The 23543-nt window shown below is 71.7% G+C and carries 23 protein-coding genes and 1 pseudogene; 15 read left to right on the plus strand and 9 right to left on the minus strand.

The window, feature by feature from the left end:
• Positions 1–286: 286 nt before the first annotated feature.
• The 8 genes from ACWGJY_RS10795 (at position 287) to ACWGJY_RS10830 (ending at position 7236) form a co-directional block, all read left to right on the plus strand.
• The gene (locus tag ACWGJY_RS10795; RefSeq protein ID WP_453260432.1) at positions 287–442 is read left to right on the plus strand and encodes a hypothetical protein; all 156 of its coding nucleotides are present in this window, start codon (positions 287–289) and stop codon (positions 440–442) included.
• Positions 443–604: 162 nt separating this feature from the next.
• Positions 605–1843 carry a hypothetical protein gene (locus tag ACWGJY_RS10800; RefSeq protein WP_453260433.1) on the plus strand — a complete coding sequence of 413 codons (1239 nt, stop codon included), beginning with the start codon at positions 605–607 and terminating at the stop codon, positions 1841–1843.
• A gap of 129 nt (positions 1844–1972) precedes the next feature.
• Positions 1973–2485 carry a hypothetical protein gene (locus ACWGJY_RS10805; protein WP_453260434.1) on the plus strand — a complete coding sequence of 171 codons (513 nt, stop codon included), beginning with the start codon at positions 1973–1975 and terminating at the stop codon, positions 2483–2485.
• 31 nt (positions 2486–2516) lie between these two features.
• Positions 2517–3827, plus strand: a complete 1311-nt coding sequence (locus ACWGJY_RS10810) for an MFS transporter (protein ID WP_453260435.1) — start codon at positions 2517–2519, stop codon at positions 3825–3827.
• 121 nt (positions 3828–3948) lie between these two features.
• The gene (locus ACWGJY_RS10815; protein ID WP_453260436.1) at positions 3949–4398 is read left to right on the plus strand and encodes a hypothetical protein; all 450 of its coding nucleotides are present in this window, start codon (positions 3949–3951) and stop codon (positions 4396–4398) included.
• Between the two features lie 91 nt (positions 4399–4489).
• Positions 4490–5092 carry a carbonic anhydrase gene (locus tag ACWGJY_RS10820; protein ID WP_453260437.1) on the plus strand — a complete coding sequence of 201 codons (603 nt, stop codon included), beginning with the start codon at positions 4490–4492 and terminating at the stop codon, positions 5090–5092.
• A 17-nt stretch (positions 5093–5109) separates the two neighbouring features.
• On the plus strand, positions 5110–6564 hold the full coding sequence (locus ACWGJY_RS10825) for a SulP family inorganic anion transporter (protein ID WP_453260438.1): 1455 nt from the start codon (positions 5110–5112) through the stop codon (positions 6562–6564).
• Positions 6565–6789: 225 nt separating this feature from the next.
• Entirely contained in the window at positions 6790–7236 is a 447-nt protein-coding gene (locus ACWGJY_RS10830) for a nitroreductase family deazaflavin-dependent oxidoreductase (protein WP_453260439.1), read from the plus strand.
• Between the two features lie 14 nt (positions 7237–7250).
• Here ACWGJY_RS10830 and ACWGJY_RS10835 read toward each other — a convergent pair whose 3' ends face one another.
• From ACWGJY_RS10835 to ACWGJY_RS10845, 3 genes are all read right to left on the minus strand, one after another.
• Positions 7251–9224, minus strand: a complete 1974-nt coding sequence (locus tag ACWGJY_RS10835; protein ID WP_453260440.1) for an ABC transporter permease — start codon at positions 9222–9224, stop codon at positions 7251–7253.
• 97 nt (positions 9225–9321) lie between these two features.
• Positions 9322–10122: a molybdate ABC transporter substrate-binding protein gene (gene modA / locus ACWGJY_RS10840; protein ID WP_453260441.1), complete on the minus strand. Its 801-nt coding sequence runs from the start codon at positions 10120–10122 to the stop codon at positions 9322–9324.
• Between the two features lie 146 nt (positions 10123–10268).
• Positions 10269–10664: a TOBE domain-containing protein gene (locus ACWGJY_RS10845; RefSeq protein WP_453260442.1), complete on the minus strand. Its 396-nt coding sequence runs from the start codon at positions 10662–10664 to the stop codon at positions 10269–10271.
• A 290-nt stretch (positions 10665–10954) separates the two neighbouring features.
• Between ACWGJY_RS10845 and ACWGJY_RS10850 the strand changes: the two genes are divergently transcribed.
• Positions 10955–11374 carry a TOBE domain-containing protein gene (locus tag ACWGJY_RS10850; RefSeq protein ID WP_453260443.1) on the plus strand — a complete coding sequence of 140 codons (420 nt, stop codon included), beginning with the start codon at positions 10955–10957 and terminating at the stop codon, positions 11372–11374.
• 58 nt (positions 11375–11432) lie between these two features.
• Here the strand turns inward: ACWGJY_RS10850 and ACWGJY_RS10855 are convergent, their stop codons facing one another.
• Positions 11433–12041 carry a molybdopterin-dependent oxidoreductase gene (locus ACWGJY_RS10855; protein WP_453260444.1) on the minus strand — a complete coding sequence of 203 codons (609 nt, stop codon included), beginning with the start codon at positions 12039–12041 and terminating at the stop codon, positions 11433–11435.
• 505 nt (positions 12042–12546) lie between these two features.
• Between ACWGJY_RS10855 and ACWGJY_RS10860 the strand changes: the two genes are divergently transcribed.
• Positions 12547–14061: a PucR family transcriptional regulator gene (locus ACWGJY_RS10860; protein WP_453260445.1), complete on the plus strand. Its 1515-nt coding sequence runs from the start codon at positions 12547–12549 to the stop codon at positions 14059–14061.
• Positions 14062–14168: 107 nt separating this feature from the next.
• Here ACWGJY_RS10860 and ACWGJY_RS10865 read toward each other — a convergent pair whose 3' ends face one another.
• The 5 genes and pseudogenes from ACWGJY_RS10865 to ACWGJY_RS10885 all read right to left on the minus strand — a co-directional run bounded on the left by ACWGJY_RS10865 (position 14169) and on the right by ACWGJY_RS10885 (position 18991).
• Positions 14169–14576: a TOBE domain-containing protein gene (locus ACWGJY_RS10865; protein ID WP_453260446.1), complete on the minus strand. Its 408-nt coding sequence runs from the start codon at positions 14574–14576 to the stop codon at positions 14169–14171.
• A gap of 114 nt (positions 14577–14690) precedes the next feature.
• Positions 14691–14948: pseudogene (locus tag ACWGJY_RS10870) on the minus strand (IS982 family transposase); the annotation flags it as partial.
• A 25-nt stretch (positions 14949–14973) separates the two neighbouring features.
• Positions 14974–16548: a TIGR03086 family metal-binding protein gene (locus ACWGJY_RS10875; RefSeq protein WP_453260447.1), complete on the minus strand. Its 1575-nt coding sequence runs from the start codon at positions 16546–16548 to the stop codon at positions 14974–14976.
• 152 nt (positions 16549–16700) lie between these two features.
• Complete coding sequence (locus ACWGJY_RS10880; RefSeq protein WP_453260448.1) at positions 16701–17222, minus strand: MarR family winged helix-turn-helix transcriptional regulator; 522 nt, start codon at positions 17220–17222, stop codon at positions 16701–16703.
• A complete protein-coding gene (locus ACWGJY_RS10885) occupies positions 17222–18991 on the minus strand; it encodes an MFS transporter (protein WP_453260515.1) in 1770 nt (589 codons plus the stop codon). Before ACWGJY_RS10885 ends, ACWGJY_RS10880 begins: the two co-directional genes overlap by 1 nt.
• A gap of 676 nt (positions 18992–19667) precedes the next feature.
• Between ACWGJY_RS10885 and ACWGJY_RS10890 the strand changes: the two genes are divergently transcribed.
• Genes ACWGJY_RS10890 through ACWGJY_RS10910 form a run of 5 tightly spaced genes read left to right on the plus strand, consistent with a single transcriptional unit; the run spans position 19668 to position 23508 of the window.
• Positions 19668–19859, plus strand: coding sequence for a hypothetical protein (locus tag ACWGJY_RS10890; RefSeq protein ID WP_453260449.1), 192 nt, complete (start codon positions 19668–19670; stop codon positions 19857–19859).
• A gap of 10 nt (positions 19860–19869) precedes the next feature.
• On the plus strand, positions 19870–20571 hold the full coding sequence (locus ACWGJY_RS10895; protein ID WP_453260450.1) for a hypothetical protein: 702 nt from the start codon (positions 19870–19872) through the stop codon (positions 20569–20571).
• Positions 20568–21551 carry a DUF6895 family protein gene (locus ACWGJY_RS10900; RefSeq protein WP_453260451.1) on the plus strand — a complete coding sequence of 328 codons (984 nt, stop codon included), beginning with the start codon at positions 20568–20570 and terminating at the stop codon, positions 21549–21551. Before ACWGJY_RS10895 ends, ACWGJY_RS10900 begins: the two co-directional genes overlap by 4 nt.
• A complete protein-coding gene (locus ACWGJY_RS10905; RefSeq protein WP_453260452.1) occupies positions 21548–22471 on the plus strand; it encodes a DUF6895 family protein in 924 nt (307 codons plus the stop codon). The genes ACWGJY_RS10900 and ACWGJY_RS10905 overlap by 4 nt, the downstream gene beginning before the upstream one ends.
• Positions 22468–23508, plus strand: coding sequence for a serine hydrolase domain-containing protein (locus tag ACWGJY_RS10910; protein ID WP_453260453.1), 1041 nt, complete (start codon positions 22468–22470; stop codon positions 23506–23508). The genes ACWGJY_RS10905 and ACWGJY_RS10910 overlap by 4 nt, the downstream gene beginning before the upstream one ends.
• Positions 23509–23543 lie beyond the last annotated feature (35 nt).

The raw sequence follows: 23543 nt of genomic DNA on the forward strand, positions 1-23543 counted from the left end.
CGGATCACCCGAACGACGGCCGCCGTGCGGCGGAACGCGACTCCGGACGCCACCCCAGGAGACCGGCCCGCCCCCTCACCCGCCTGACGGATCGCCACTTGGTTCCGGTCGGTGATCATCTCGACGGAATCCCGCCAAAGTTGGCGCGCCGGGCACGCTTCCCCGACGATGACATTGCCATTAATTGACATTCACTTGGTCATCCTTTTACCTTCGATGGAACGGCATCAGCGCTGGTCAGCGCCGTATGCCCGGTTCTTCTTCCGCACTCTCATCGGAGGTTCCCATGGAGCAGCTCATCAAGAAGATGGCCCAGGACCACGTCTGGCAGAACTGGCTCGCCGTCAACTCCGCACAGCAGGCGGCGAAGAACGGCTGCATCAGCGCCGCGCCGAAGGCGGGCTGCATCAGCGCCGCCCCCAAGGCCGGCTGTATCTCCTGACGCCTGGCGCCCTGTGAAGCCCGGGGCGGGCCGGCGGCGATCGGCGGAACGGGCCGCGCGCCCCTTTCCGGACGCCGGCCCGCCCCGGACAGCGCCCCGCTCCGGGCACCGCGCCCCGAATTGCCTTGTGCGCACCGCATTCCGAGCAAAAACGAGGATTCCATGGATGGTCAGCCGACCGCCGAGGTCATCGAGCAGATCCGTGATATTCCGATCTACCGCGAGTCACTGGCGAAGGGCCACTTCCCGCTGCTCGACAAACCGGAGATCGCGCGCGGCTTCCCCGACAACTGGATGACGCCCCGGCTGGCCACGGCGCTGGAATGCGGCGAAGCCGAGTTCGTCCTCTCCACCGGCACCCATCACGCCCGGATGCAGATCATCCGGCCCCCGTATTTCCTGGTGCACTCCTACTACCGGCTGTGGAGCGAGCACCCCGATATCGCGGAAACCTGGGAATCGGGCTGCCGGCGGGTCTCGCTGACCACGGTGCTGGCGACGGAACATGTGGCGCGGGTCAATGCCGCACGGCACGGTACGGTGCCGGAGCCGGTGCCCTCGAAGGAGGACCGGCGGCTCGATGCGCGTACCTGCTACCTCAATCTGCGGCTCGACCCGGCGCTGTGGGAGCGCGACGAGGTGGCGCGGATGCTCCAGGAGATCCGCGCGGCGGCGGAGGCGCACCCGCGCGGGTGGTACCACCTCGACTGCTCCGGATATCACCTGGCGCATCTGCTGCGGAAGGCCGGCGAATGGCGGCTGTGGGACGACTTCCCGCCGCCCGCCAGCATCATTCACGCCTACGAATACACACCGGTGAACGTCCGGCGCTTTCTGCACCAGCACTTCGCCTGCCCGGTCATCGACCTGTTCGGCAGTACCGAACTCGGCTATCTCTACTTCAGCGACCGCCGCGGCACCTACTGGCCGCATCTCGACAAGATGAGCGTCGAGCTCCACCCGGTCGCCGCCGGGAGCACGATCTACCAGCTCATCGTCACCAGTGTGCGCAATCCCCATATGCCGCTGGTCCGGTACCGCTCGGGCGACTGTGTGCGCACCCTGGACGGGACGCCGGACCCCGGCAAGATCTCCCAATTCTGCGGCCGGGAAAAGGAATTGCTCGGCACCCCGCACGGACCCGTCGCACAGGGCGACCTCGACCGGTGCATCGGGGAGAGGTCCCCGCACCTCTTCGTCTACCAGTTGCGGCTGACCGGCGATTTTGGGGCACAGCTGGTGTACACGACCTTCCACGGCGCGCCCGTCGGCCAGGCGGAGGCCGCGCTCCTGGAGGAGGGCATCGTTGACCTGACCGGGCGGCGCTGCCGGCTCGAACACCGTACGCACCTCCCCATCGGGAAGTCGGGAAAGTACGCCTGGCTCACGAACGGGACCTGACCCGCCCGGACACCCGCCCGGGGACCTGACCCACCCGAGCACCTGACCCACCGGCATCCGACCCACCGACCGGCATCCGACCCACCGATCCGGCCCACCCGGACATCGGCTCCCCCGGACAGGAGAAGCATGACCACCCCGCCACGGATATCTCCCGACGCCCTCGAGGACCTGCTCGGTGCCGCGCTGCACAGCGAGGTGCTGACCCATTTCGGCAACAAGGGCGCCGCGCCACGGGAGTTCGTGGAGCGCCAGGTCACCGAGTGTCTGCGCTATCTCTATCTCGTCTCCCGGCACCACGACCGGCTCGGCGGCCTGTTCCTGCCCGTCGAGCAGGAGATCGACGAGATCTGGCACTACCTCATCCTGCAGACCCGTGAATACCGGGCGCTGTGCGAGGAACGGCTGCCGGGGCGGTTCTTCATCGAACACCGCAGCATCGCCTACGAGGACTACCAGCAGGAGCCGGGCCGCGAGCAGGCACTCGAAGAGGCGCTGCGCTGGATTCCGCTGTACTGCCGGGAATTCGGCCCGTTCGACGAGGGTGCGCTGCCACACTGGACCATGGTGCGCTTCCTCCATCAACAGATGGGCCTGTCGCTCACGGAGATCGCGGCGCTGCAACCGATGGCGACGCCCTAGCCTCGGCACCGGGCTCGAACAGAAGGGAATCATGAAGGCTCACCACGCTTCCCCGGACGTCCACGAGGTTCCGGAACAACGACGGATTCTGGCCGTCCTGGTCGTCTCCCAGATCCTCAGCGGTGCGGGCCTGGCCGCGGGAATCACCGTCGGCGCACTGCTCGCCGAAGAGATGCTCGGCTCGACCGGTCTGGCGGGCGTGCCCAGCGCGCTGTTCACCGCCGGTTCCGCGCTCGGTGCCGCCGGCATCGGCCAGATATGCCGGCGCCACGGCCGGCGTCCGGGCCTTGCGCTCGGGTACGCGGTCGGGGCGCTCGGCAGCCTCGGGGTCGTGGTGGCGGCCGTCCTCGGCAGCGCGGTGCTGCTGTTCGCGGCCCTGCTGGTCTACGGGGCCGGCACCGCGACCAATCTGATGGCGCGTTATGCGGGCGCGGATCTGGCCTCGCCCGCACGCCGCGGGCGGGCCGTGAGCACCGTGCTCTTCGCCACCACGCTCGGCGCGGTGATCGGGCCCAACCTGGTGACCCTTACGGGAGACCTCGCGCACTCCTGGGGCATCCCCCGTCTCGCCGGGCCGTTTCTGCTGGCCGCCGCCGCGTTCGGGGCAGCCTCGCTGGTCCTGGCCGCTCTGCTGCGGCCCGATCCGCTGCGGCTCGCCGGGAAGCCGGCCGCGGCACGGACCACGGCGGCGGCCGGAAGCCCGGCGGGCGCCACCGACGGCCGCCCGGACGCCCCGCCGGACCGGCGCGGAGTGGTCACCGGCACCACGGTGATGGTCCTCACCCAGCTGGTGATGATCGCGATCATGACGATGACGCCCGTCCATATGCAGGCGCACGGCCATGGCACCCAGGCGACCGGGCTGGTCATCGCCCTCCACGTCGGAGCGATGTTCCTGCCCTCGCCGCTGACCGGGCTGCTGGTCGACCGGGTCGGCCGGCGGTGGATCGCCGGTGCGTCCGGTCCGCTGCTGCTGGCGGGCGGCGTCCTCGCCGCCGTGGCGCCGCCGCACTCCGTCCCCGCGCTCGCCGCGGCGCTGGTACTGCTCGGCCTCGGCTGGAACTTCGGGCTGATCAGCGGCACCGCCCTGGTCACCGACGCGCTGCCGCCCGCCCGTCGCGCGTCGGCACAGGGACTGGTCGATGTCGGCATCGCCCTCGCGGGTGCCACCGGGGGCATGGCCTCGGGCCCGGTGGTCGTCCTGGGCGGCTACCCCACGCTGGCGCTGGCCGGCGGGATTCTCGCGCTGGCGGTCGTGCCCGTCGTCGCGTGGACCGTCCGCCGCCCGCTGCATACCGCCCCCGCCCCCACGGCCGGGCGTACGGAAACCGAAGCGACATGAACTCCCGCTCGCGTGACGGATGTTCCCGGCACCTTTTCGGGAAAATCTTGGAACTTGGCGTCATTTCTCGTTATCACGCCCGAAACCTGGATGCTGCACTGTGAGGGCAGGGTGGAACCGTGTGAACGAACCACGGGGGGCGATGATGCGGAAGGACACCTGCGTACCGCGCATACCGGTGCTGCGCCTGTGCCGCACATCCCTCGCCGCCCTCATCGTGACCCTGGCGTTCCTGCTGGGCGGTGCGGCCACGGCCACCGGCGCGGCGAAGGCCGCGTTCAGCGTCCCGTCCTCCGCGAAGTCCGTGAGCGCGCCGCCGGCCGCCAAGCCGGACAACGACACCTCCGAGGAAAAGGCCAAGCGCGAGGCCGAACGCGGCCAGCCCCGGCGTACCGCCCGGACCTCCGTCGGCATTCCCCAGCACACCGGCCGCCCGCACCCGCCGTGCAGCGGGAGCACCACGGCGCCCGACACCACCGCGCCGTCCCGCGCCCCCGCGCCCGGCAGCCGGGCCAAGGCCGCGTCCAGACCGGCCGCGCTCCCCGTCCTGCACTGCGTGTTCCGCTGCTGAGAGCGGCATGGTGGCCTGCCCCACCCACCGCACCGTGCACCTTCCCGCCACCACCCCACAGTGGCACCACTCATCAGCAGGAGACCTCCGCGTGGAGACCTTCATCCAGCATGCCCGGGGCCTGACGGCCCGTATCGCCGACCGGCGGGACGAACAAGAGACATACGGCCGGCTCGCGGCCGGCCAGTCCCCCCTCGCCCTGTTCATCACCTGCTCCGACTCACGGGTCATCCCGTCCCTGATCACCGGGGCGCGGCCCGGCGAACTCTTCGAACTACGGACCGCCGGCAACGCCGTGCCCGTCTACCGCGAGGACATGGCCGCCTGCGCGGAAGCCGCCACCATCGAGTACGCGATGCGCGTCCTGGGCGTGGCCGACATCGTGGTGTGCGGTCACTCGCACTGCGGCGCGGTCGGCGCCAGGGCCCGCGGTGAGGACCTGACCGGCGCACCTGCCGTACGGGACTGGCTGGCCCAGCAGCTGTCCGACCAACTGCCCAAGGATGCGGAACCGACGGTCGCCGCCGCCGTCCAGCAGCATGTGCGCGAGCAGCTCGGCCGGCTGCGCGGCTATCCGTGTGTGCGCGAGCGGCTCGCCGCCGGCGAGGTCACTCTGCACGGCTGGTTCTACGAAGTGCACACCGGCATGGTGGCCGCGCATCACCCCGCCTCCGACCTGTTCCTCCCTCTGTGAAGCCGGGCATGCACCTCATGAAGCGATTCACCTCCTTCCGGGCGGACTTCACCGCCTCCGTCGTCGTATTTCTCGTGGCCGTCCCGCTGTGTGTCGGGGTGGCCGTCGCCTCCGGGGTCCCGGCCGAGCTGGGGCTCGTCACCGGTGTGGTCGGCGGACTGCTCACCGGTCTGCTCCCGGGCAGCAGCCTCCAGGTCAGCGGCCCCGCCGCCGGTCTGACGGTGCTGGTCTTCGAAGCCGTCAAGGAGTACGGCATCGGGGCGCTCGGCGCGCTGGTGCTGGCAGCCGGCGCACTGCAACTGGCCATGGGGGCACTGAAGTTGGGGCGCTTGTTCCGGGCGATCTCGGTCGCCGTCGTCCAGGGCATGCTGGCCGGCATCGGCCTGGTCCTGATCGCCGGACAGCTCTACGCCCTCGCGGACGCCAAGGCGCCCGGCAGCGGACTCGCCAACCTCGGCGGCCTGCCCCGCCTGGTCACCGCCACCGTGGGATCGGGGACGGCACCGGCCGCGCTCGCCATCGGCGCCGGCACCATCGCCGTCCTGGCGCTGTGGCCGCGCTGGCGGCGCGCCGCGCGGGTCCTGCCCGCGCCACTGGCCGCGGTGGCGCTCGCCACCAGCGCGGTGTGGGCACTGGATCTGCCCGTCGCACGCGTCGAGGTCAGCGGGCTGCTGGACGCGATCCAGCCACCCGGTCTCGCCGACCTCGGCCGGCTCACCGAGATCGGTGTGCTCGGCACGGTCGTCGCCTTCGCGCTGATCGCGTCGGCCGAGTCGCTCTTCAGCGCCGCCGCGGTCGACCGGCTGCATGACGGGCCGCGCACGGACTACGACAAGGAGCTGATGGCCCAGGGCGCGGGCAATGCCGTCTGCGGCATCCTCGGTGCGCTGCCGATGACCGCGGTCATCGTCCGGAGCGCGGCCAATGTCCAGGCGGGCGCCAAGACCAAGGCCTCGCGGGTGCTGCACGGCGTCTGGCTGCTGGTGTTCGCCGCGGCGTTCCCCGCCGCGCTGGGCGTGGTGCCGGTGGCCGCGCTGGCGGGTGTGCTGGTCCATGCGGGCTGGAAGCTCATCCCGCTGCGGGAGCTGCGGCCGCTGTGGCGCGAACACCGCGGTGAGGCCGTGGTTCTCCTGGTCACCGCGCTCGCGATCGTGACGGTCAATATGTTCGAGGGCGTGCTCATCGGGCTGCTGATGGCCGTCGCGAAGACCGCCTGGGAGACCTCACACGTCCACCTCGACATCCACACCCCGGACGACGAGGACGAGCCGGTGCTCGTACGCGCCGTCGGCAACGCCACGTTCCTGCGGCTGCCCAAGCTCCTCGACCAGCTCGACACGCTGCCGGCCGGCCGGGGTGTGGAACTCGATCTGAGCGGGCTGCGCCATCTCGACCATGCCTGTGGCGCCGCGCTGGCGAACTGGGCCGAACAGCACCGCCGTAGCCGGCGGACGGTGGAGCTGGTGTCCTGATGACCGCTCCGCCCGCCGGGCCGGCCGACGGACGGACGGGCGGGCGGAGCGGCGCCGGTCGCGGGGGCTTCCGTCCCCGTCCGCGCACCGGCGGCGCTCGGCCGAACGGCGGAGCCGGGAAGAAGACCCCCGATACGGTTGTTGGCGAGGGTCAGGTCGGTCGTGGGCGGCAGGGATGCCCGGCGGCCGACGCCACACTCGTCGTCGTTCGGAGGGACGGACGCCATGCCTCTTCAGGGTGAGTACGAACCGAGCCCGGAGCAGTGGGTGCGCGATCAGGTCGAGCAGTACGAGAGCTCGGGCGGCAGGGAGGGCACGACGATACGGGGGATGCCGGTCGTGGTCCTCACCAGCCGGGGCGCGAAGAGCGGAAAGATCCGCAAGAGTCCGCTGATGCGCGTGGAGCACGAGGGGACGTACGCCGTGGTGGCCTCTGTGGGAGGCGCGCCCCGGCACCCGGTCTGGTACCACAACCTCGTGGCCGATCCGCGGGTGGAACTGCAGGACGGCCCGGGGCGCCGGGACATGACGGCCCGTGAGGTCACCGGCGAGGAGAAGGCCCTGTGGTGGGGGCGCGCCGTCGCGGCGTACCCCGATTACGACGACTACCAGAAGAAGACGGACCGCCGGATCCCGGTGTTCGTCCTGGAGCCGGCGGCCACACCGCACTGACCCGCCGCGGACGCTCAGAGCGTCACGAGGGAAACCTCGGTGGCCTTGACGCTGGTCCATACGGACACCCCGTCGGCGAGCCCGAGTTCGAGGGCCGCCGACGGGGTGATCTCGGCCACCAGGTCGGGGGCCTCCTGCGAGGTGACCAGGATCCGCAGCCGGCTGCCCGCCGAGGTGATCTCCCGTACGGTGCCCGGCCAGACGTTGCGGGGGCTGCCGGCCGGCTTGCCGAGGTGCAGGGACACGGCCTCGGGGGCGATGATCGCCAGCGCCCGGACACCGTCGGGGAGCCGGTCGGCGACGACGAGGTGACCGCCGCCGGTGAGCACCAGGCCGTCGCCGGTGGCGGTGCCCGGCCAGGCGTTGCGCCCGAGCATCCGGGCCACCCAGGGTGAGCGCGGGTGCCGGGTGACCTCGGCGGGCGGGGCGTCCTGGAGGGCGTGCCCGTCGTCCAGGACGAGGACGCGGTCGGCGAGCGAGACCGCCTCGACGGGGTCGTGGGTGACGATCAGGCAGACGCCGCCGAAGCCCGCGAGATGGCCGCGCAGGGTGTGGCGGACATGGGCGCGGGTGGTCTGGTCGAGCGCGGCGAGCGGTTCGTCGAGCAGCAGCAGTCGCGGACGTGCGGCCAACGCCCTTGCCAGCGCGACGCGTTGGGCCTGGCCGCCGGAGAGCTGGGCGGGCTTGCGGTGTGCGAGCGCGCCGACGCCCAGCCGGTCGAGCCAGAGCTGTGCCGCGCGGCGGGCCTCGGCGCGCGGGGTGCCATGGGCGCGCAGCCCGTAGGCGGTGTTGGTCAGGGCCGTCAGATGCGGGAAGAGCGCACCGTCCTGGGGGACCCAGGCGACGCCGCGGCGGTGCGGGGGCAGTGTGCTGACGTCGGTGTCGCCGAGGCGTAGCGTGGCGCGGGCGCGCGGGGTGAGGCCGAGCAGGGCACGCAGCAGGGTGGTCTTGCCGGCGCCGTTGGGGCCGACGACGGCGATGGTGGTGCCCGGACCGGCGTCCAGGGTCAGCTGGTTGAAGCCGGTGACCTCGGCGTGCAGCGGCCAGTGTTCCCGGGGCTCGGCGGATGTCGCGACGGGCTCCTCGGCGCCGGTGGCGGGCGGCGACGCCAGGTCGGTGTCGTCGGTGGCGGGTACGGTGCGGGCCGCGCGGTCGGTGGTGGCGCCGGTCCACCGGCCGCGCAGAGCGACCAGCACGGCCATGGCGATGACGAGCAGCAGCAGCGAGACCGAGGTGGCCGCCTCCGGGGATTCCTGGAGCAGCAGATAGACCTGGAGCGGCAGGGTCTGGGTGGTGCCGGGCAGATTGCCGGCGAAGGTGATCGTCGCGCCGAATTCACCGAGCGCGCGGGCCCAGGTCAGCGCGGCGCCGGCGGCGAGGCCCGGGGCGACCATGGGGAGGGTGACGGTGCCGAAGACCCGTACCGGGGAGGCGCCGAGGGAGGCCGCGGTCTCCTCGTAGCTCGTGCGCAGTCCGGCGAGCGTGCCCTCCAGGCTGATGACGAGGAACGGCATCGCAACGAAGGTGGCGGCGACCACCGCGCCGGAGGTGTGGAAGGGCAGCACGATGCCGAAGGTGTCCTCCAGCCAGGGGCCGAGCACTCCGCGGCGGCCGAGGCCGAGGAGCAGTGCGACACCGCCGACGGTCGGCGGCAGCACCATCGGCAGCAGTACCAGCGAGCGGACCAGCGCCTTGCCGGGGAAACTGACCCGCGCCAGCAGCCAGGCCAGCGGTACGCCCAGCAGCAGCGAGAGCCCCAGCGCCCAGAAGGACACCAGCAGGGACAGCCGGAGCGCTTCGAGGACACCCGGACTGGTCAGATGGGTGCCGAGGTCGCTCCAGGTGGTGCGGGCGAGGATCCCGACCAGCGGCATCAGCAGGAACGCGATGGCGACCAGCGCGGGCACGGCCAGCACGACGGGGGCTCGGCCACCGGGCGCGCGGAGCCTGCCCGCCGGGGGCAGGGCGAGGGTGCGCAGGCGTCTCATCCGGGTTCCTGGGATCGGGGGGCGGGCCGGGCCGGTGTACGGCGGCGCGCACGGTCCGGTCCGGTTCCCCGGGCCGGAGCGTGCGCGCCGCACCGGGTCACGGCTTCTGGAAGCCCGCCTGCTGCAGGAGCTTCTGCGCCTCGGGCGTGCTCAGCCACGTCACGAATGCGGCCGCGGCAGCCGCGTGCTGAGAGGCCTTCAGGGTCGCCGCCGGGTAGGAGGCCACGGCGTTCTGCGCGTCGGGGATGTCGACGGCGTCGACCTTCTTCGGTGCGGTGGCGGCGTCCGTCTGGTAGACGATGCCGGCGTCGGCCTCACCGAGCTCGACCTTGCTCAGCACCGCGCGGACGTTGGGCTCCTGCGAGACCGGTTTGACCTTCAGCTTCTGGGCGTCCAGGACCTGCTTGCTGTAGCGGCCGACCGGCACCTCGGCGGCGGCGAGCACCACCTTCAGCTTGCTGTCGGTGAGGGCCTTGAGGTTGCTGATCTTCTTGGGGTTGCCCTCGCCGGTCGCGATGACCAGACGGTTCTTGGCGATGACGGTGGGCGTGCCGACGTCGGGCTTCAGTCCGTCCATGGTCTTGGTGTCGGCGGTGACCACGGCGTCGGCGGGGGCGCCCTCCCTGACCTGGGCGGCCAGTTCCTGGGAGCCGGCGAAGGAGAAGTTCACCTTCGTGCCGGGGTGCTCCTTCTCGTAGACCGCGCCGGCCTTCTTGAAGACATCGGTGAGCGACGAGGCGGCGAGCACGGTGAGGTCCGCCTTGGGAGCGGAGCTGCCGGACTTCGCGGCGCCCTCGTTCTTCTTGCTGTCGTTGCCGCCGCAGGCGGCGAGCGGTACGAGGAGGGCGGCGGTGACCAGCGCGGTGGCGGCGCGGCGTCCGGTGAAGAGCTGGGACATGGGGCGGGACTCCTTGGAACGCGGGACGAGAGGTGGCGTCCGAGCGGATGGGAAAAGCCGCGCCGTGGACGGTCGACGCCGCTGGTGTGAGGCAGCCGCCGGTGGGGGACGGTGGTGGCGGATCGGCTGGGTGTTGCCGCGGTGGGTCAGGTGCGGTCGATGTGCACGCTGGTGGACTTCACACGGGCGGTGGCCTGCATGCCGACCTCCAGGCCCAGTTCCTCCACCGCTTCGCGGGTCAGCAGGGACACCAGGCGGTGCGGACCGGCCTGGATCTCGACCTGCGCGGCGACGTCGCCGAGCTTGACGGCGGTGACGATGCCCGGGAAGGCATTGCGCGCGGAGGTGTACGAGGCGTCGTCCTCACCGGCGCCGTTCTGCGCCACCTCGATGGAGAAGGCGGCGAGAGCACGGCCGTCGATGAGGCGGCGGCCGCCGTCGTCGCGGTGGGTCGCGACCTTGCCGGCGTCCGCCCAGCGGCGGGCGGTGTCCGGGCTGACGCCCAGCAGCCGCGCCGCCTGGCCGATCGTGTAGGACTGCATGTGCGACAAGATATGCATTACCGGCTCGCATTTGCAATGCATCAGGCGAAGCTATATGGCAGATGCCAGGCTCCCTGGAGGAAGGGACAACAAGCCGCCGGCCGGCAGTCGCCTCGTATGCGGCAGGGAAATGCTCCGCCTCCATTTTGCCAGGCGCACAGGGATATCCGCCTGGCGCCTGCCACGCATGCCCGGACGACTGTGTGGCAGGTGGCTAGAGTGCAGACGACAGATCAGGAACAACGTGACATTCCACCCCTTGCTTTCCACTCCCCCGGTGAGGCAATTCCATGAGCCTGAGTATCCGTAACCAGCTTTCCGGCACCGTTCTTTCGGTCACCGCCGGCGAGGCCATGGCAACTGTCAAGGTCCGTCTGGACAGCGGTCAGGAGATCACCGCCGCGATCACTCTGGAGGCAGTGAAGGAGCTGGGCCTCAAGGAGGGTTCCGCGGTACGCACGCTGGTCAAGTCCACCGAGGTCGCGCTCGCCACCGGTGCGGTGGACCGCGTCAGCATCCGCAACCGGATCCCCGGCACCGTCACCGAGGTCACCACCGGCGGCGCGATGGCCGGTGTCAAGGTCACCGTCGCGGGCGGGGAGCTGACCGCCGCGATCACCAAGGACGCGGTCGAGGATCTCGGCCTGGCCGCCGGCGCGGAGGTCACCGCGCTGATCAAGGCAACCGAGATCTCGCTCGCCGCCGGCTGAGCACGGCGGCCCGCCGAAGTCCCCGGGCAACGCGGGACTTCGGCCTTTCCGGCGGCGGTCAGGGCGCGACCGGCCCCCTCCGGCCGGACGGCTCCCGGTCCGCTTCGGGCGGGGCACAGGTCCCGAACCAGATGCCGGTGACCGCGCTGATGTAGCGCGCCCCGCAGCGGTCGGACGGGACCACGAGCTGGCTGCCCGCCGTGTCGAGCGGCCGCCCGTCCATGGCCGTGGCCAGCAGGATCGGCGCGTTGCCGAAGTCGGCGTCGAGCTCCGCCCAGGACAGCACCGTGTGGTGCCCGTCCCGGCCGGTGACCGTGAGCACGTAGCGGGAGCGGTCCTTGCGCCGCCGGGCGTCGAAGGCCGGGCCCGCCGCGTCGATCACCTCCCGCAGCAGCGGCCCCTCGAAGGTGTGGCGCTGCGGACCGTTCGTGGCGCAGTCGAAGACCACCTCGGCGCGCCGCTGCGGCCACCGCTCCCGCAGCTCCGCGACGGTCAGCGCGAGCGGACGGCGCAGCTGACCGCGGATCAGAAAACGCCGGGGGCCGGCAGGTACGGCAGGTGGTGCGGGTGCGGCAGGTGGTGCGGGTGCGGCAGGTGGTGCGGTTACGACACCCACGAGCACCGGGCGTACGGCGGTGGTGCGGGACGGCGGGACGGGTCGGCTCATTCGAGACCCCCTTGGGGCGATCCGCGCGGCGGCTGCCTCCCTGTGATGCCCGACCGGTCCGCCGCTGAACCACGGATGCCAGCCACCTCCGCATATCTCCCTTGCTGATGTGAGGTAAAAGGGGCCATGCGGGCGGCAAGTCGGAAGCCGGGAGCCGGGAGCCCGCCGGGTACGGCCCGTCGCCGTACGGTCCGCCGGGTTCGGAGAAGAGAAAGATGCCGCCGCCCGGCCAGGCGTCGCCGGTGCGCCACGGGGCGCGCTGCCGGGCGTCACGGCTGTCCTGCACCGTGTTCAGGTCCATGCCGCCGAGTGAAGCAACGCCGCGCCCTTGGGCACGACTGGTGCACAGCACGGAAAAACATCACGGCCGGACCCGGTATCTGGAGGATCAACCAAGAGGGCTTTGGGCTGGATCAGCTGGCATTTACGATGCGAGTACTCGTATTCGCCTCGTGAATGTGAGATGCCGGGGTCCGCGCCCGGCAGCCGCGCAAGGAGTCACCACATGCACGTCCAAGATCTCCTCCAGCTCGACTCGCTCGATCTGACCCTGCTGTGGGGCGAGGGCCCCCTGCTCACCCGGGAAGTCAGTGGTGTCACCGCCACCGACCTGGCGGACCCGGCCGGGTTTCTGCAGCCGGGCGAGCTGGTGCTGAGCGGACTGGTGTGGTGGACGCCCGACGACAGCCGCGCGAAGGCCGACCGCTTCGTCTCGGCGCTGCACTCGGCCGGGGCCACCGCACTGCTGGCCGGCGAGGAGACCCATGGCACGGTGCCGGACATCCTGGTCGAGGCCTGCCGTGAGCGGGGCATCGTGCTGGTCGCGGTGCCCGCGCACACCACCTTCCGCGCCATCACGGAGGCGGTGGATCTGCGCCGGTGGGGCGATCTGAGCCGACGCCCCACCGAGCACTCCACACTGCCGGAGAACGTCCGCACCGAACTCGCCGGTCTGCTCGCCGAGGACGCCGCGCCGGACGCGTTGCTGGACCGCGCCTTCGCGCATCTGGGCGGGCCGCCCTGCTATGTGCTGACGGCGACCGGACGGGTCGTCGCCCGGACGCCCGCCGCCCCCTGCCTGCCGGCGCAGCAGGCCGCCCGGGAACTGACGGCGGCCGGCGCCGGCCTGCGGATCGACGGGGAGGCCGGTCCGTACGACGGCTGGCAGCTGCATCTGCGGGCCGCGGCCGACGCCCCGCCGCGGGTGCTGCGCGAGATCGCCGAGGTCATGGCCCGGTACCGGCACCGTGTCGAGCGGCGGCAGGCGGCCGAACGGCGGGCGGCGGACGAGCTGATCGCGCTCGCCGAGGCCGGGTCGGCCGACGGGGCGGCGTTCGAGGCCGCGCTGTATGCCTGCGGGCTACCGCCCACCGGGCCGTACCGGGTGGTGGTGGCCGCCTCGGGCGACGAGGACGGCGGGCAGGTGGTGAGCGCACTGGCGGAGGCGTTGCGGCACTTCCCCGGCGTGCCGTTCGCGGCGGGCCGGCTCCCGGGCGGCGAGGCGGCCGCCGTGGTCCGTGCCCACCCCGATGCCGAGGACCAGCTCCCGCTCGGCGACCTGTGGCCGAGGGTGCACGCCTGCCGGCCGCAGACCTCCCTGCACGCCGGGATCAGCGGTCCGGTACCGGCCGAGGGCCTCAACTCCGCTGTGGGACAGGCACGTTATGCGCTGGCGGCGGCCCGCGCCGAGAGCCCGGACGGGGCCCGGGTGACCTCCGTCGAGGATCTCAGCACCCTGGGCGCCCTGCTCGCGGGGGTCCCCGCCGACGTCCGTACGGCCTTCAGCAGCCGGGTGCTGGGCCCGCTGGCGCGAGCCGGGAGCACCTCACGCCGCATGCTCCTGGAGACACTGGAGGTCTTCCTAGCCCACCACGGGTCATGGGCACGGACCGCCGCATCGCTGCATCTGCATGTGAACACCGTGCACTACCGCATCCAACGCATCGAGACGCTCACCGGCCGCGACCTCTCCCGGCTCGATCACACACTGGATCTGCAGGCGGCGCTGCTCTGCCGCTGAGCGGTGCGGGTGCCGGTGAGCGATGCCGCTGCGCGGTGCCGGTGAGCGGTGCCGGTGAGCGGTGCCGGTGAGCGGTGCCGGACGGGCTTGGTCGCGGCGTCCGGTGCTCAACTCCGGTCGCCCGCACGGTCGATGTGCACATTTGTGGACTTCACCCGGGCGGTGGCGGTCACCCCGACCTCGATCCCGAGTTCCTCGACCGCCTCCCGGCTGACCACCGACACCAGCCGGTGCGGCCCGGACTGGATCTCGACCTGGGCGATCACCTCGTCGAGGGCCACCTTGGTGACGATCCCCGCGAACGAGTTCCGCACCGAGGTCAGCACATCGCCCGGCACCGGGTGCAGGCCCTCGCCGCGCTCCTTGGCGAACGCCGCCAGGCTCACCCCGTCGATCATCCGGTTTCCCGCACCGTCCCGGTCCATCCGCAGCTGCCCGCCGTCGGCCCACCGGCGGACGGTCTCCGAACTCACACCCAGCAGCCCAGCTGCCTGACCAATGCTGTACGTCGGCACCCTCGCACTCTAGACGAGTCGCCCCGAAGCGATCAGTGGTCCTTACGTTGGTCATCGGTGTGGTCCGGCCATTCGTAGGGTTGGGCCATCCGAGGGGTGCGAGGTATGGCTTTCGGCCTCGAACTCTTTGGAGGCGAACCCTTTGTCCGCGAACAGCAGCAGGCCCGGCCGGGCCGAGACCGCGCCTGGCTCGCGATCCAGCATCGATGTCGGTATCTCGCGCTCGTCGATCTTGGGGTGTGCCAGTGCCCACAGGATCGGCATCCCGGCCGGCGTGCACACCAGGAACAGGCACCGGCCCCAGAATGAGCGTGAGTGGGACGCGCAGTATCCGTATCCCGCCCAGCCTGCCATCTCCGACCGCTTCGCTGTCGGGGGTCGAGGGTCTGGTGGCTCATCAGGTGACGGTGCGGCCGAGGTAGGCGGCCAGGTGGTCGAGAGCGCTCGCGCCGGCAGGAACCGGCTGTGGCTGTGCGAAGGAGCCGGCAGCAGTGCGGGGCAGGCCGCCGACGATCTCCCGTACGACGGGCAGCGCCGACACGGCGATGTCGGGGACGAGATCGCGTCGCTGCCCGGTGGCCTGAGCCAGGTCCCATCCGTGGACCAGCATCTCGATCATCAGCTGTTCGACCAGCCGCCGCCCGGGTGCCGGCCCGTACCGCTGGTCAAGCATGCCGGGCCGGTCGAAGGCGGTCAGTGCAGCTCTTGAGGCGGTACGGAACGCCTCGATGTGATCCTTGCCGAGGTGGTCGGAGGCCATGTCGGAGCGGGGAGCGCCGTCGGCCAGGCCTGTCCACAGCAGGTTCTCCCAGACCAGGTGGTTGAGCAGGGTGAATACGTTCCAGCCGGCACACGGTGTCGGCTGGTCGAACTGGTCGGGGTCCACGGCGGACACGAGGCTGTTCACGGCGTCCAGGACTTCGCGGCAGGCTTTCAGTACGCCTGCCGGTTCCCATGCGTCGGTCCCGGTGTCGTACATCTCGCCGAGTTCCGCGGCGCGTGCTCCGGGCTCGGGGTTGGTCCGCAACGCGGTCATCAGCCATTGCCCGGCCGCCGCCATGCTCGGTCGCGTCGGCCAGCCGTTGATGATGCACAGCAGTTGCCAGTACCGCTCGACGTGTACGTCGGAGGCGACCTCAAGCTGCTCCAGCAGCAAGCTCCTGGCCTGCGCATCGTCCGTGTGCGGCTCACGGGGCAGAGCAGCTTGCGTGGGGATCCAAGCCGCCACGGCCTCGGCGACGACGGCATCGGCTGCCGGTGAGTCCGGGGCGATCCCGTCCTCCATTGCCGCATTGACTCGCTGCAGCCAGTCGTCGGTCACACGCTGCACCTCCTTGGGCGCGTCTTCGTCGTGCTCGCCGGGAGCGTGCTCGGCGGCGTACCGCGCCATACGGCGCATCCCGCTGCGCAGCGCAGGGTCCGCGACAAGTTCGCTCAGTTCGATCCAGGCGTCGACCTGCTCGTCCGTGGGGTCGGCGGGCAGTTCCGGGGTGGCGGCCAGCAGTCCGCGGCGGTAGGTCGGAACGTCCAGGTCTCCGAGAGTTTCTGTCACAAAGTCCTGGATAATCGTGCGGCGTTCGGCGGCGGACATGCGGGCCAGTTTGGCCATGGCGGTGAGTCCCTCGGTTGTGGTGTTCCGGTGGGTGACGGAGCGCAGGACCACCTGCTGCGAGCGCAGCGTGCGGATCTGCACTTCCAGTGCGTCGACGTGAGCCGCAGCCACCTCGGCCAAGGTGTGTTCGCGGTTCAGTACGTCACGAATCGTCGCCAGGCTCAGCCCGAGGTCCCGCAGTGTCCGTGCCAGTTCCAGGCGGACGACGGCATCGGAGCCGTAGACCCGGTAGCCGGCTGAGGTCCGCCCGGCAGGTTGCACCACTCCGGTGTCGGACCAGTGCCGGACGAGTTTCACCGTCAGTCCGGTCTTCCGCGCGACCTCTCCGATGCTCCAGAAGGTGGCGTCGTCGGCGTACATGCGCTCCACTCTTGGGTCTCCCACAGTGGGAGAGTCAACCGCCTACTGACTTGTGATCCATCCGCTCGGTCACGCAGACGTACCGTCGGCCGGGACCGCCCGTCGCTGCCTCGGCCCTCCCGCCGTGGCGGCGGGTGCGACGTGGGGTCAGGTCAGGGTGCCGGCGGCGCCGGTGCCGGTCTCCGCGGCGGCGGGCCGGCCGGCGGGCTCTCCCAGGCGACGAGCTCCTCCAGCGCGGGGAGCGCCTCGTACAGCAGCCGCTGCCGGTCGGGGGCCAACGCGGCGACCCGTTCGGAGAGCAGTCCGGTGGTCTCCCGGCGTACGGCGCGCAGCAGCGCCAGCCCGTCGTCGTTGAGGCTGATCAGGCTGGCGCGCTGGTCCGCGGGGTCGGGACGGCGGGCGATCCAGCCGCAGTTGTCGAGCAGATCCACCATGCGGGAGGTGGTGGACAGCGCGATGTTCATCCGCGCGGCGAGTTCGCCGACCCGCAGCGGACCGTGGGCGGCGAGTGCCGCGAGGGCGGCCGTCCGGCTGGGGGTGAGATCGCGGTGCCGGCTCCCGCCACGGAGCAGCGGCAGCAGTTGCTGGATCACCGCACGCAGCCGCCCGGCCAGCTCCGCCGGTTCGGCCCGGGAGGGTGGCGGCTGCTCGGTGGCGGGGTCGGGGTGCTGCATCAAGGGCTCCTGGGAGGGGCCGGGGGTGGGGGTGGGGGCGCGTCGGTGCGGGGGGCCTGGCCGGAGCCGGCGGTCGGGCCGGGGCCCGCGGACACGGCCCCGGGCGTCCCGCCCGCGGCGACCCGCGCCGGCAGCGGCACCGGCCCGGGAACCGGCGCTGCTCCTGCCCCGGCACGCGCCCGCTCGTCGTCGTGGACGTACCGTCCGCCCCGCAGCAGCGAGGCGACCGCGGCGATCAGGCAGGCGGCGATGGCGAAGTCGAAGGCGACGGCCAGCCCGTCGGAGAACGGCTGGGAGATCAGCTGCGGGAAGAATTCCCGTCCGGTCAGATACGCGGCATGACCGGCCGGAAGGTGCCCGAGCACCTGGGGCCCGAGGAGGGTCCGGACGGGGTTGTAGCCCAGGAGGGAGGCGAACAGCACGCCCACCGGTGGCAGCGCCGCGACCTTGGCGGCGTCGGGTGCCGGGACGCCCTGAGCGGTCAGCCCGCTGGTGAGGGCGCGGGGCAGGGCCCCGGCCAGGCCCGCGATCATCAAGGAGAAGAAGATGCCGATGGACAGCACCATGGCCGAGTTCTGGAAGGTGGTGCTGATGCCGGCGCCCACCCCGCGCTGGTCGGGCGGCAGGCTGTTCATGATGGCGGCCCGGTTGGGGGCCGCGAACAGCCCCATGCCGATGCCGTTGAGCAGCAGGATCAGCGCAAAGCTCGGGTAGCCGAAGTCGACCGGCAGGGCTTGCAGCGCCACGAACGTACCGGCCGCGAGCAGCATCCCGCCGGTGGCGAAGGTCCGGGCGCCGAACCGGTCCGAGGCCCATCCGGAGACCGGGCCGGCCACCAGGAAGCCGAGGGTCAGCGGCAGCATGTAGATGCCGGCCCACAACGGTGTCTCGGTGAAGCCGTAACCGTGCCGGGGCAGCCAGATCCCCTGCAGCCAGATGATGAGGATGAACATCAGGCCGCCGCGGCCGAGCGAGGCGAGCAGACTGGCGAGGTTGCCCGCGGTGAACGCGCGGATCCGGAACAGCCCGAGCCGGAACATCGGCTCCGCCACCCTCGTCTCGACGACACAGAAGACAGCCAGCAGCAGCGCCCCGCCCCCCATCGCGGCGAGCACGGCGGGATTGCTCCAGCCCATGGTGTGCCCGCCGTACGGCTGGATGCCGTAGGTGATCCCGGCCAGCAGGGCGATCAGACCGGCCGCGAAGGTGAAGTTGCCCCACCAGTCGGGCCGGGCCGGGGTGCGGATGCCGGTGTCCCGCAGCTTCAGATACGCCCAGACCGTGCCGAACACGCCGAACGGCACCGACACCAGGAAGACCAGCCGCCAGTTGACGGGCCCGAGCAGACCGCCGAGCACCAGCCCGATGAAGGAACCGGTGATGCCCGCGACCTGGTTCAGGCCGAGGGCGAGGCCGCGTTGGTGGGCAGGGAAGGCGTCGGTGAGGATCGCGTTGGAGTTCGCCATCAGCATCGCGCCGCCGACGCCTTGCAGGACCCGCATGGCGATCAGCCACAGAGCACCGGCCGTGCCGTGCTGCCAGGTCACCGACAGCAGCACGGAGAAGACCGTGAAGACGGCGAAGCCCAAGTTGTACATCCGGGTCCGGCCGTACATGTCGCCGAGCCTGCCGAAGCTGACCACCAGCACGGCGGTGACGACCAGATAGCTCATGATCAGCCACAGCAGCAGGCCGGTGTTCCCTGGTTGCAGCGGGTCCACGCCGATGCCCCGGAAGATGTCCGGCAGGGCGATGAGCATGATCGACATATTGATCGACGCGATCAGCACGCCCAGGGTCGTGTTCGACAACGCGACCCATTTGTAGCCCGGGGCCGGCGCGAAGCGCGGCCCCGGGCCGGCAGCGGCCCGGTCGCCAAAATCAGCAGCAGTACTTCCCACGGGGCACTCACTCCCACCGGGATATTTACTTGCTTGACATCAACCAATCTAACTCTTGGCGCGGGGACCGGCCAGGGCGGCGACCGTAACGGGCGGCTGTGGAGCGGGCCCGTAAGTCCTCGGAGTGACGGGCCCGCGGTGGGTCGTCAGCGCTTGGCGGCGCAGCCGGCCGGAGATCCGCTGTGGTTCCGGTCCCACACCGGGCCGGGCGCAGTCCACGATCCTGCCTGCGCCGCCCGCCCGACGCCGCTCCCCCGGGGCCCCAGGAGGCTCGCGCCCCTTCCGGGCCGATGCATCCGAACAGAGCAGTCCGATACCCCATCGGCGCGGCTTCGTCACCCTCGGGGCAGCTGTTCCGTACACCTGGCTGCCACGGCGGACGAAACGTCAACCGCTGGGCGGGAAAAGGGTGGTTGACAGTCGCGGGACCGGCTGAGAGGCCATCACCACCACTCGAAAGATAGCCATTTGTCGCTTTTCTCATCTTGCGTACGAAATATGCCGATGTGAATCTGGTGTCCCATTCGTCGAAGGAGTTGATCGCATGGTTACGGATCGCACAGCGCCGGTCGAGACGGCCACCCTGGCCGCCGAGGTCGAGGGACTGCTTGAACCCGCCGAGGCCGACGGTGTTTACCGCGATACCCGCGAGTGTGGAGGTGCGCTGCTGCTGGCCGCGCTGCTCCTGATCTCGCCGCCCACCCCCCGGCCCAAGACTGACGTTCGCCAAGGCTGAGGGGAAAGCGTTGGCTGACCAGACGCAGGGAGCAGTCCCGCTGAGCGCTGTGATTGCCGATGCCGCAACCGGGGTTGCCCTCGCCCTCCGGGGTGAGGGCGACCCTTATGCGTTGTCCGGCATTCTGCGGCAGAGCGATGCGCTGGCTCCGGCCGCCCTCCGGGTGCTCGGTGCCGATGCGCTCGCGCCGTACGCAATCGAACACCGCGGGGCGCCCGTCGGCGCGGACGACGAAGAGATCGTGCGGCAGGCGCTCACGGCCTATCCGCCGGGAGCGGATGCCTCGGCGGTTTCGGTGTGGAGCTACCGGGGCCTGGTCGAGGCCTCGCATGCGTTTCTGCCCGGAAGCACACCGCACTGGCCGCCGCCCCCCGAGGCCGCGGCCGGATGGGTCGGCAGCGACCCCTGGCCGAAGCTCTCCCATCGCGTGTCCCAGCTTGCCGCGCTCGCACTGCCGGGGCTGGCACCCGGCCTTGCCGAGCAGCTGACGGCACGTACCGACGATCTGGCCCGCGGTTTCGTCCGGGCGGTCCGCCGCCGGGACTGGCAGCAGGCGGCGGGGCTGGGCCGTTGGCTGGCCCGGCTGCCCGACGTACCGCAGACCCTGGGGCTCGACAGCGGGCTGGCGTTCGTCCGCCAGATGGGTGGCGGTGACCCGCGGGTGGCACTGCATGTCGTGGCCGCCCAGCGCTTCTACGGACGGGGTTGGTGACCGGCGGCCGGGGTGACCCCGGGCTGCTGGACCGGATGGTCCGCGGCAGCCTGGGGTGGCTGGACGAGGTGCGCGACCTCTTCCGCCTGCCCCCGGACGTCACCACCGACGCCGACCCCAATCTGACGCTCAAACCGCTGGGAGAACTCGCCGAACTGTCCCAGCTGATCGGGGTGCTGCACCCGCGGGACGAGGTCCGGCAGACGGCCCGCGGGCTCTTCGCGTTCGCCTGGAACGAGACCCGCGACGGCGAGCTGTTCGCCGAGCTGATCCGCGGTGAGCCCTTCGCCACCTACCCGGTCGAGCTGTACGGGGTCTTCGCCCAGGCCGGGCTGCGCCATGCCGAGGTCGACGAGTTGCTGCGGACCACCACGCGGCTGCGTGGCTGGCGGGTGGCCCGTGAGGACCACACCCGCACGCTCGGAGTGCTCAACGCGGAGCGGCGGATCGGGCTGCGGCAGCACGCCGACTTCGGCGCCGTCCTGGCCCTGACCGGCCTCGGCGGGCTGCCGGAGCCCTGGGCGCTGGACCGCAAGGCCGCGTACGGCGTGACCCATGATGTCTTCCACCTCACCGACTGGGGGCGCAACCGGCAACGGCTGTCCCCCGAACTCGCCGGCTATCTGCGGCTGTGGGTCCCCTCCTGGCTGGAGAACTGGCTGGAGGAAGCGCTGTGGGACCTGGCCGGTGAGTTGCTGGCCGTGACGGCCTGCCTGCCCGGGGCCCCGTACGACCCGGTGGCCTGGCAGCGGCTGGCCGGCGCCCAGGCGGCCGACGGCAGTGTGCCGGAGATCGGTGCCGCGCCGGCCACCGGCGACCGGGCCGCGGCGTTCACAGCCTGCTATCACTCCACCCTGGTGACCGCGTTCGCCGCCACCCTCGCCCGTACCGCCTCCGTCGAGGCCGAGGCCGGTCCCCCGGCCGGGGATGCGGCGACGGCGGGCGGGCGGACCTCCTGCGAAAGCGAGACAGCCCCGTGACCGTGACGGCCGCATCCCCCGCCCTGCTGCACGGTGTCGGCGACCGGGCCCTGACCTGGCTCGACGACCACCGCGAGCACTTCCGGCTGGCCCCCGACGACTTCGCCACCAACGGCGCGGCCGTCGAACGGCTCAAGCCCATCGGGGAGCTGGCGCTCAATATGCAGGTGCTGTTCCGGGAGGGTGTGGCGGGGTCCCGGCAGAAAGAGCGTGCCGGGAAGCTGCTGGACTTCGCCTGGCGGGAGCTGCTGGACGGCGGCAATGTGCTGGCCCGGCTGCAGCACGACGAGCCGCTCTCCCCCGTGCCGCTGGAGATCTATGCGACGTTCCACGAGCTGGGGCACCGCCATCCGGGGCTGGAGGCCGCGCTGGAGGTGTGCCGGCGCACGACCACCTGGACGGCGCTGGAGATGATGCCCAACCGCCGGCTCGGCGTGCTCAACGCGGAACGCAAGCTGGGACTGCCGCCCAGCAGCGACTTCGACCAGGCCGTGGACCGCACCTGGCTGGGACAGCTGCCCGAACCGTGGACGGTCCAGCTGCACATCGCCTACGACCTCACCCACACCGTCTTCCACCTCACCAACTGGGGCGAGGCCCCCGAGCGCATCCCCCCGGCCATCGCCGACTACCTCACGCGGTATCTGCCCGCCTGGACGGACGACTGGGCGGACCTCCAACACTGGGACCTGCTCGGCGAACTCCTCGTCGTCGACGCCTGTCTGCCGCGGCCCACACTGGACGCGGAGCTGTGGGAGCGGTACGCCGCCGCGCAGTCGCCCACCGGTGCGATGCCCATCCAGCGCCGGATGCCGCAGGGCGACGCGGCGCGGGTCTTCGACCTGGTCCACCACCCCACCCTGGTCGCCGCGTTCGCCTCCGCGATGGCGACCTCCCGGGCCATGTCCGCCGTCGGATGAGCCCCGAAAGCCCCGGACCTGCGCTCGGTGACCGCCTCGCGGACGCGGTCACCCTGATCGACGCCCCGGACATCGTGCTGGCGGTCACCCGGCACGGCCGGCGGACCATGATGACCGGCGGCTCGGCGCTGGCACCGCCCACCCCCCGCCATGCGCTGCGCTACGAGCTGGGGTCGCTGTCCAAGACCTTCACCGTGCTGCTGCTCGCCGAACTGGCCCGGTCCGGCGTGCTGTCCCTGGACGATCCGCTCGCCGCCCACCTGCCGGACCTGCCGCTGCCGCACCCCTCCTCGCGCCGGATCACGCTGCGGCATCTGGCCACCCACACCTCCGGGCTGCCGCGGATCCCCGCCGATCTGATCGCCGGGGCGCTGGTGCACCCGTACGCCAACGGCTACGCCCGTTACGACACCGAGCGGCTGCTGCACACCTTCGCGCGTACCCGGCCACGGCACCGGCCGGGCACCCGCTGGCGATACTCCAACTTCGGGCTGGCGCTGCTCGGCCCGGCCCTGTCCCACGCCGCGGGGGCCGGTTACCCGGCCCTGCTCACCGACCGGGTGCTGAGCCCCCTCGGGCTGGCCGGCACCACGCTGGGCCCCGGCACCACCGGCACCGACGCCATCGGCCACCGTACGAACGGGGTGACGCCGGTGTGCAGCGCCGACATGGGCGCCTTCCTCGCCGCCGGATCGGTCCGCGCCACGCCCGCCGATCTGCTGACCTACCTCGAAGCGCACCTCTCCCCCGACGGCACACCGCTGGCCCGGCCGCTGCGCGACGTCCAGGTGCCGCTGCTGCGGCGCGGCTGGCGCAAGCGCAACACCCATACCCTGACGTGGTATCAGCATCCGGCCCCACGGGGTCCGTTGCTCTTCCACGTCGGGGCGACCTTCGGCCAGCAGGCGTTCCTCGGCTACCACCCCGCTTCACACACCGGGCTGGTCGCCCTGGCCACCCGCCGCGGCCGCACCTGCCGGATGATCGGCACCGCCTACGAGCTGCTGTACGCGCTGGCCGGCGATCTTGCCGGCTGAACGGGGATCGCCGCCGCTCACAGCTCGCCCGGCCG

This window comes from Streptomyces sp. NPDC054765 (genome assembly GCF_053612065.1).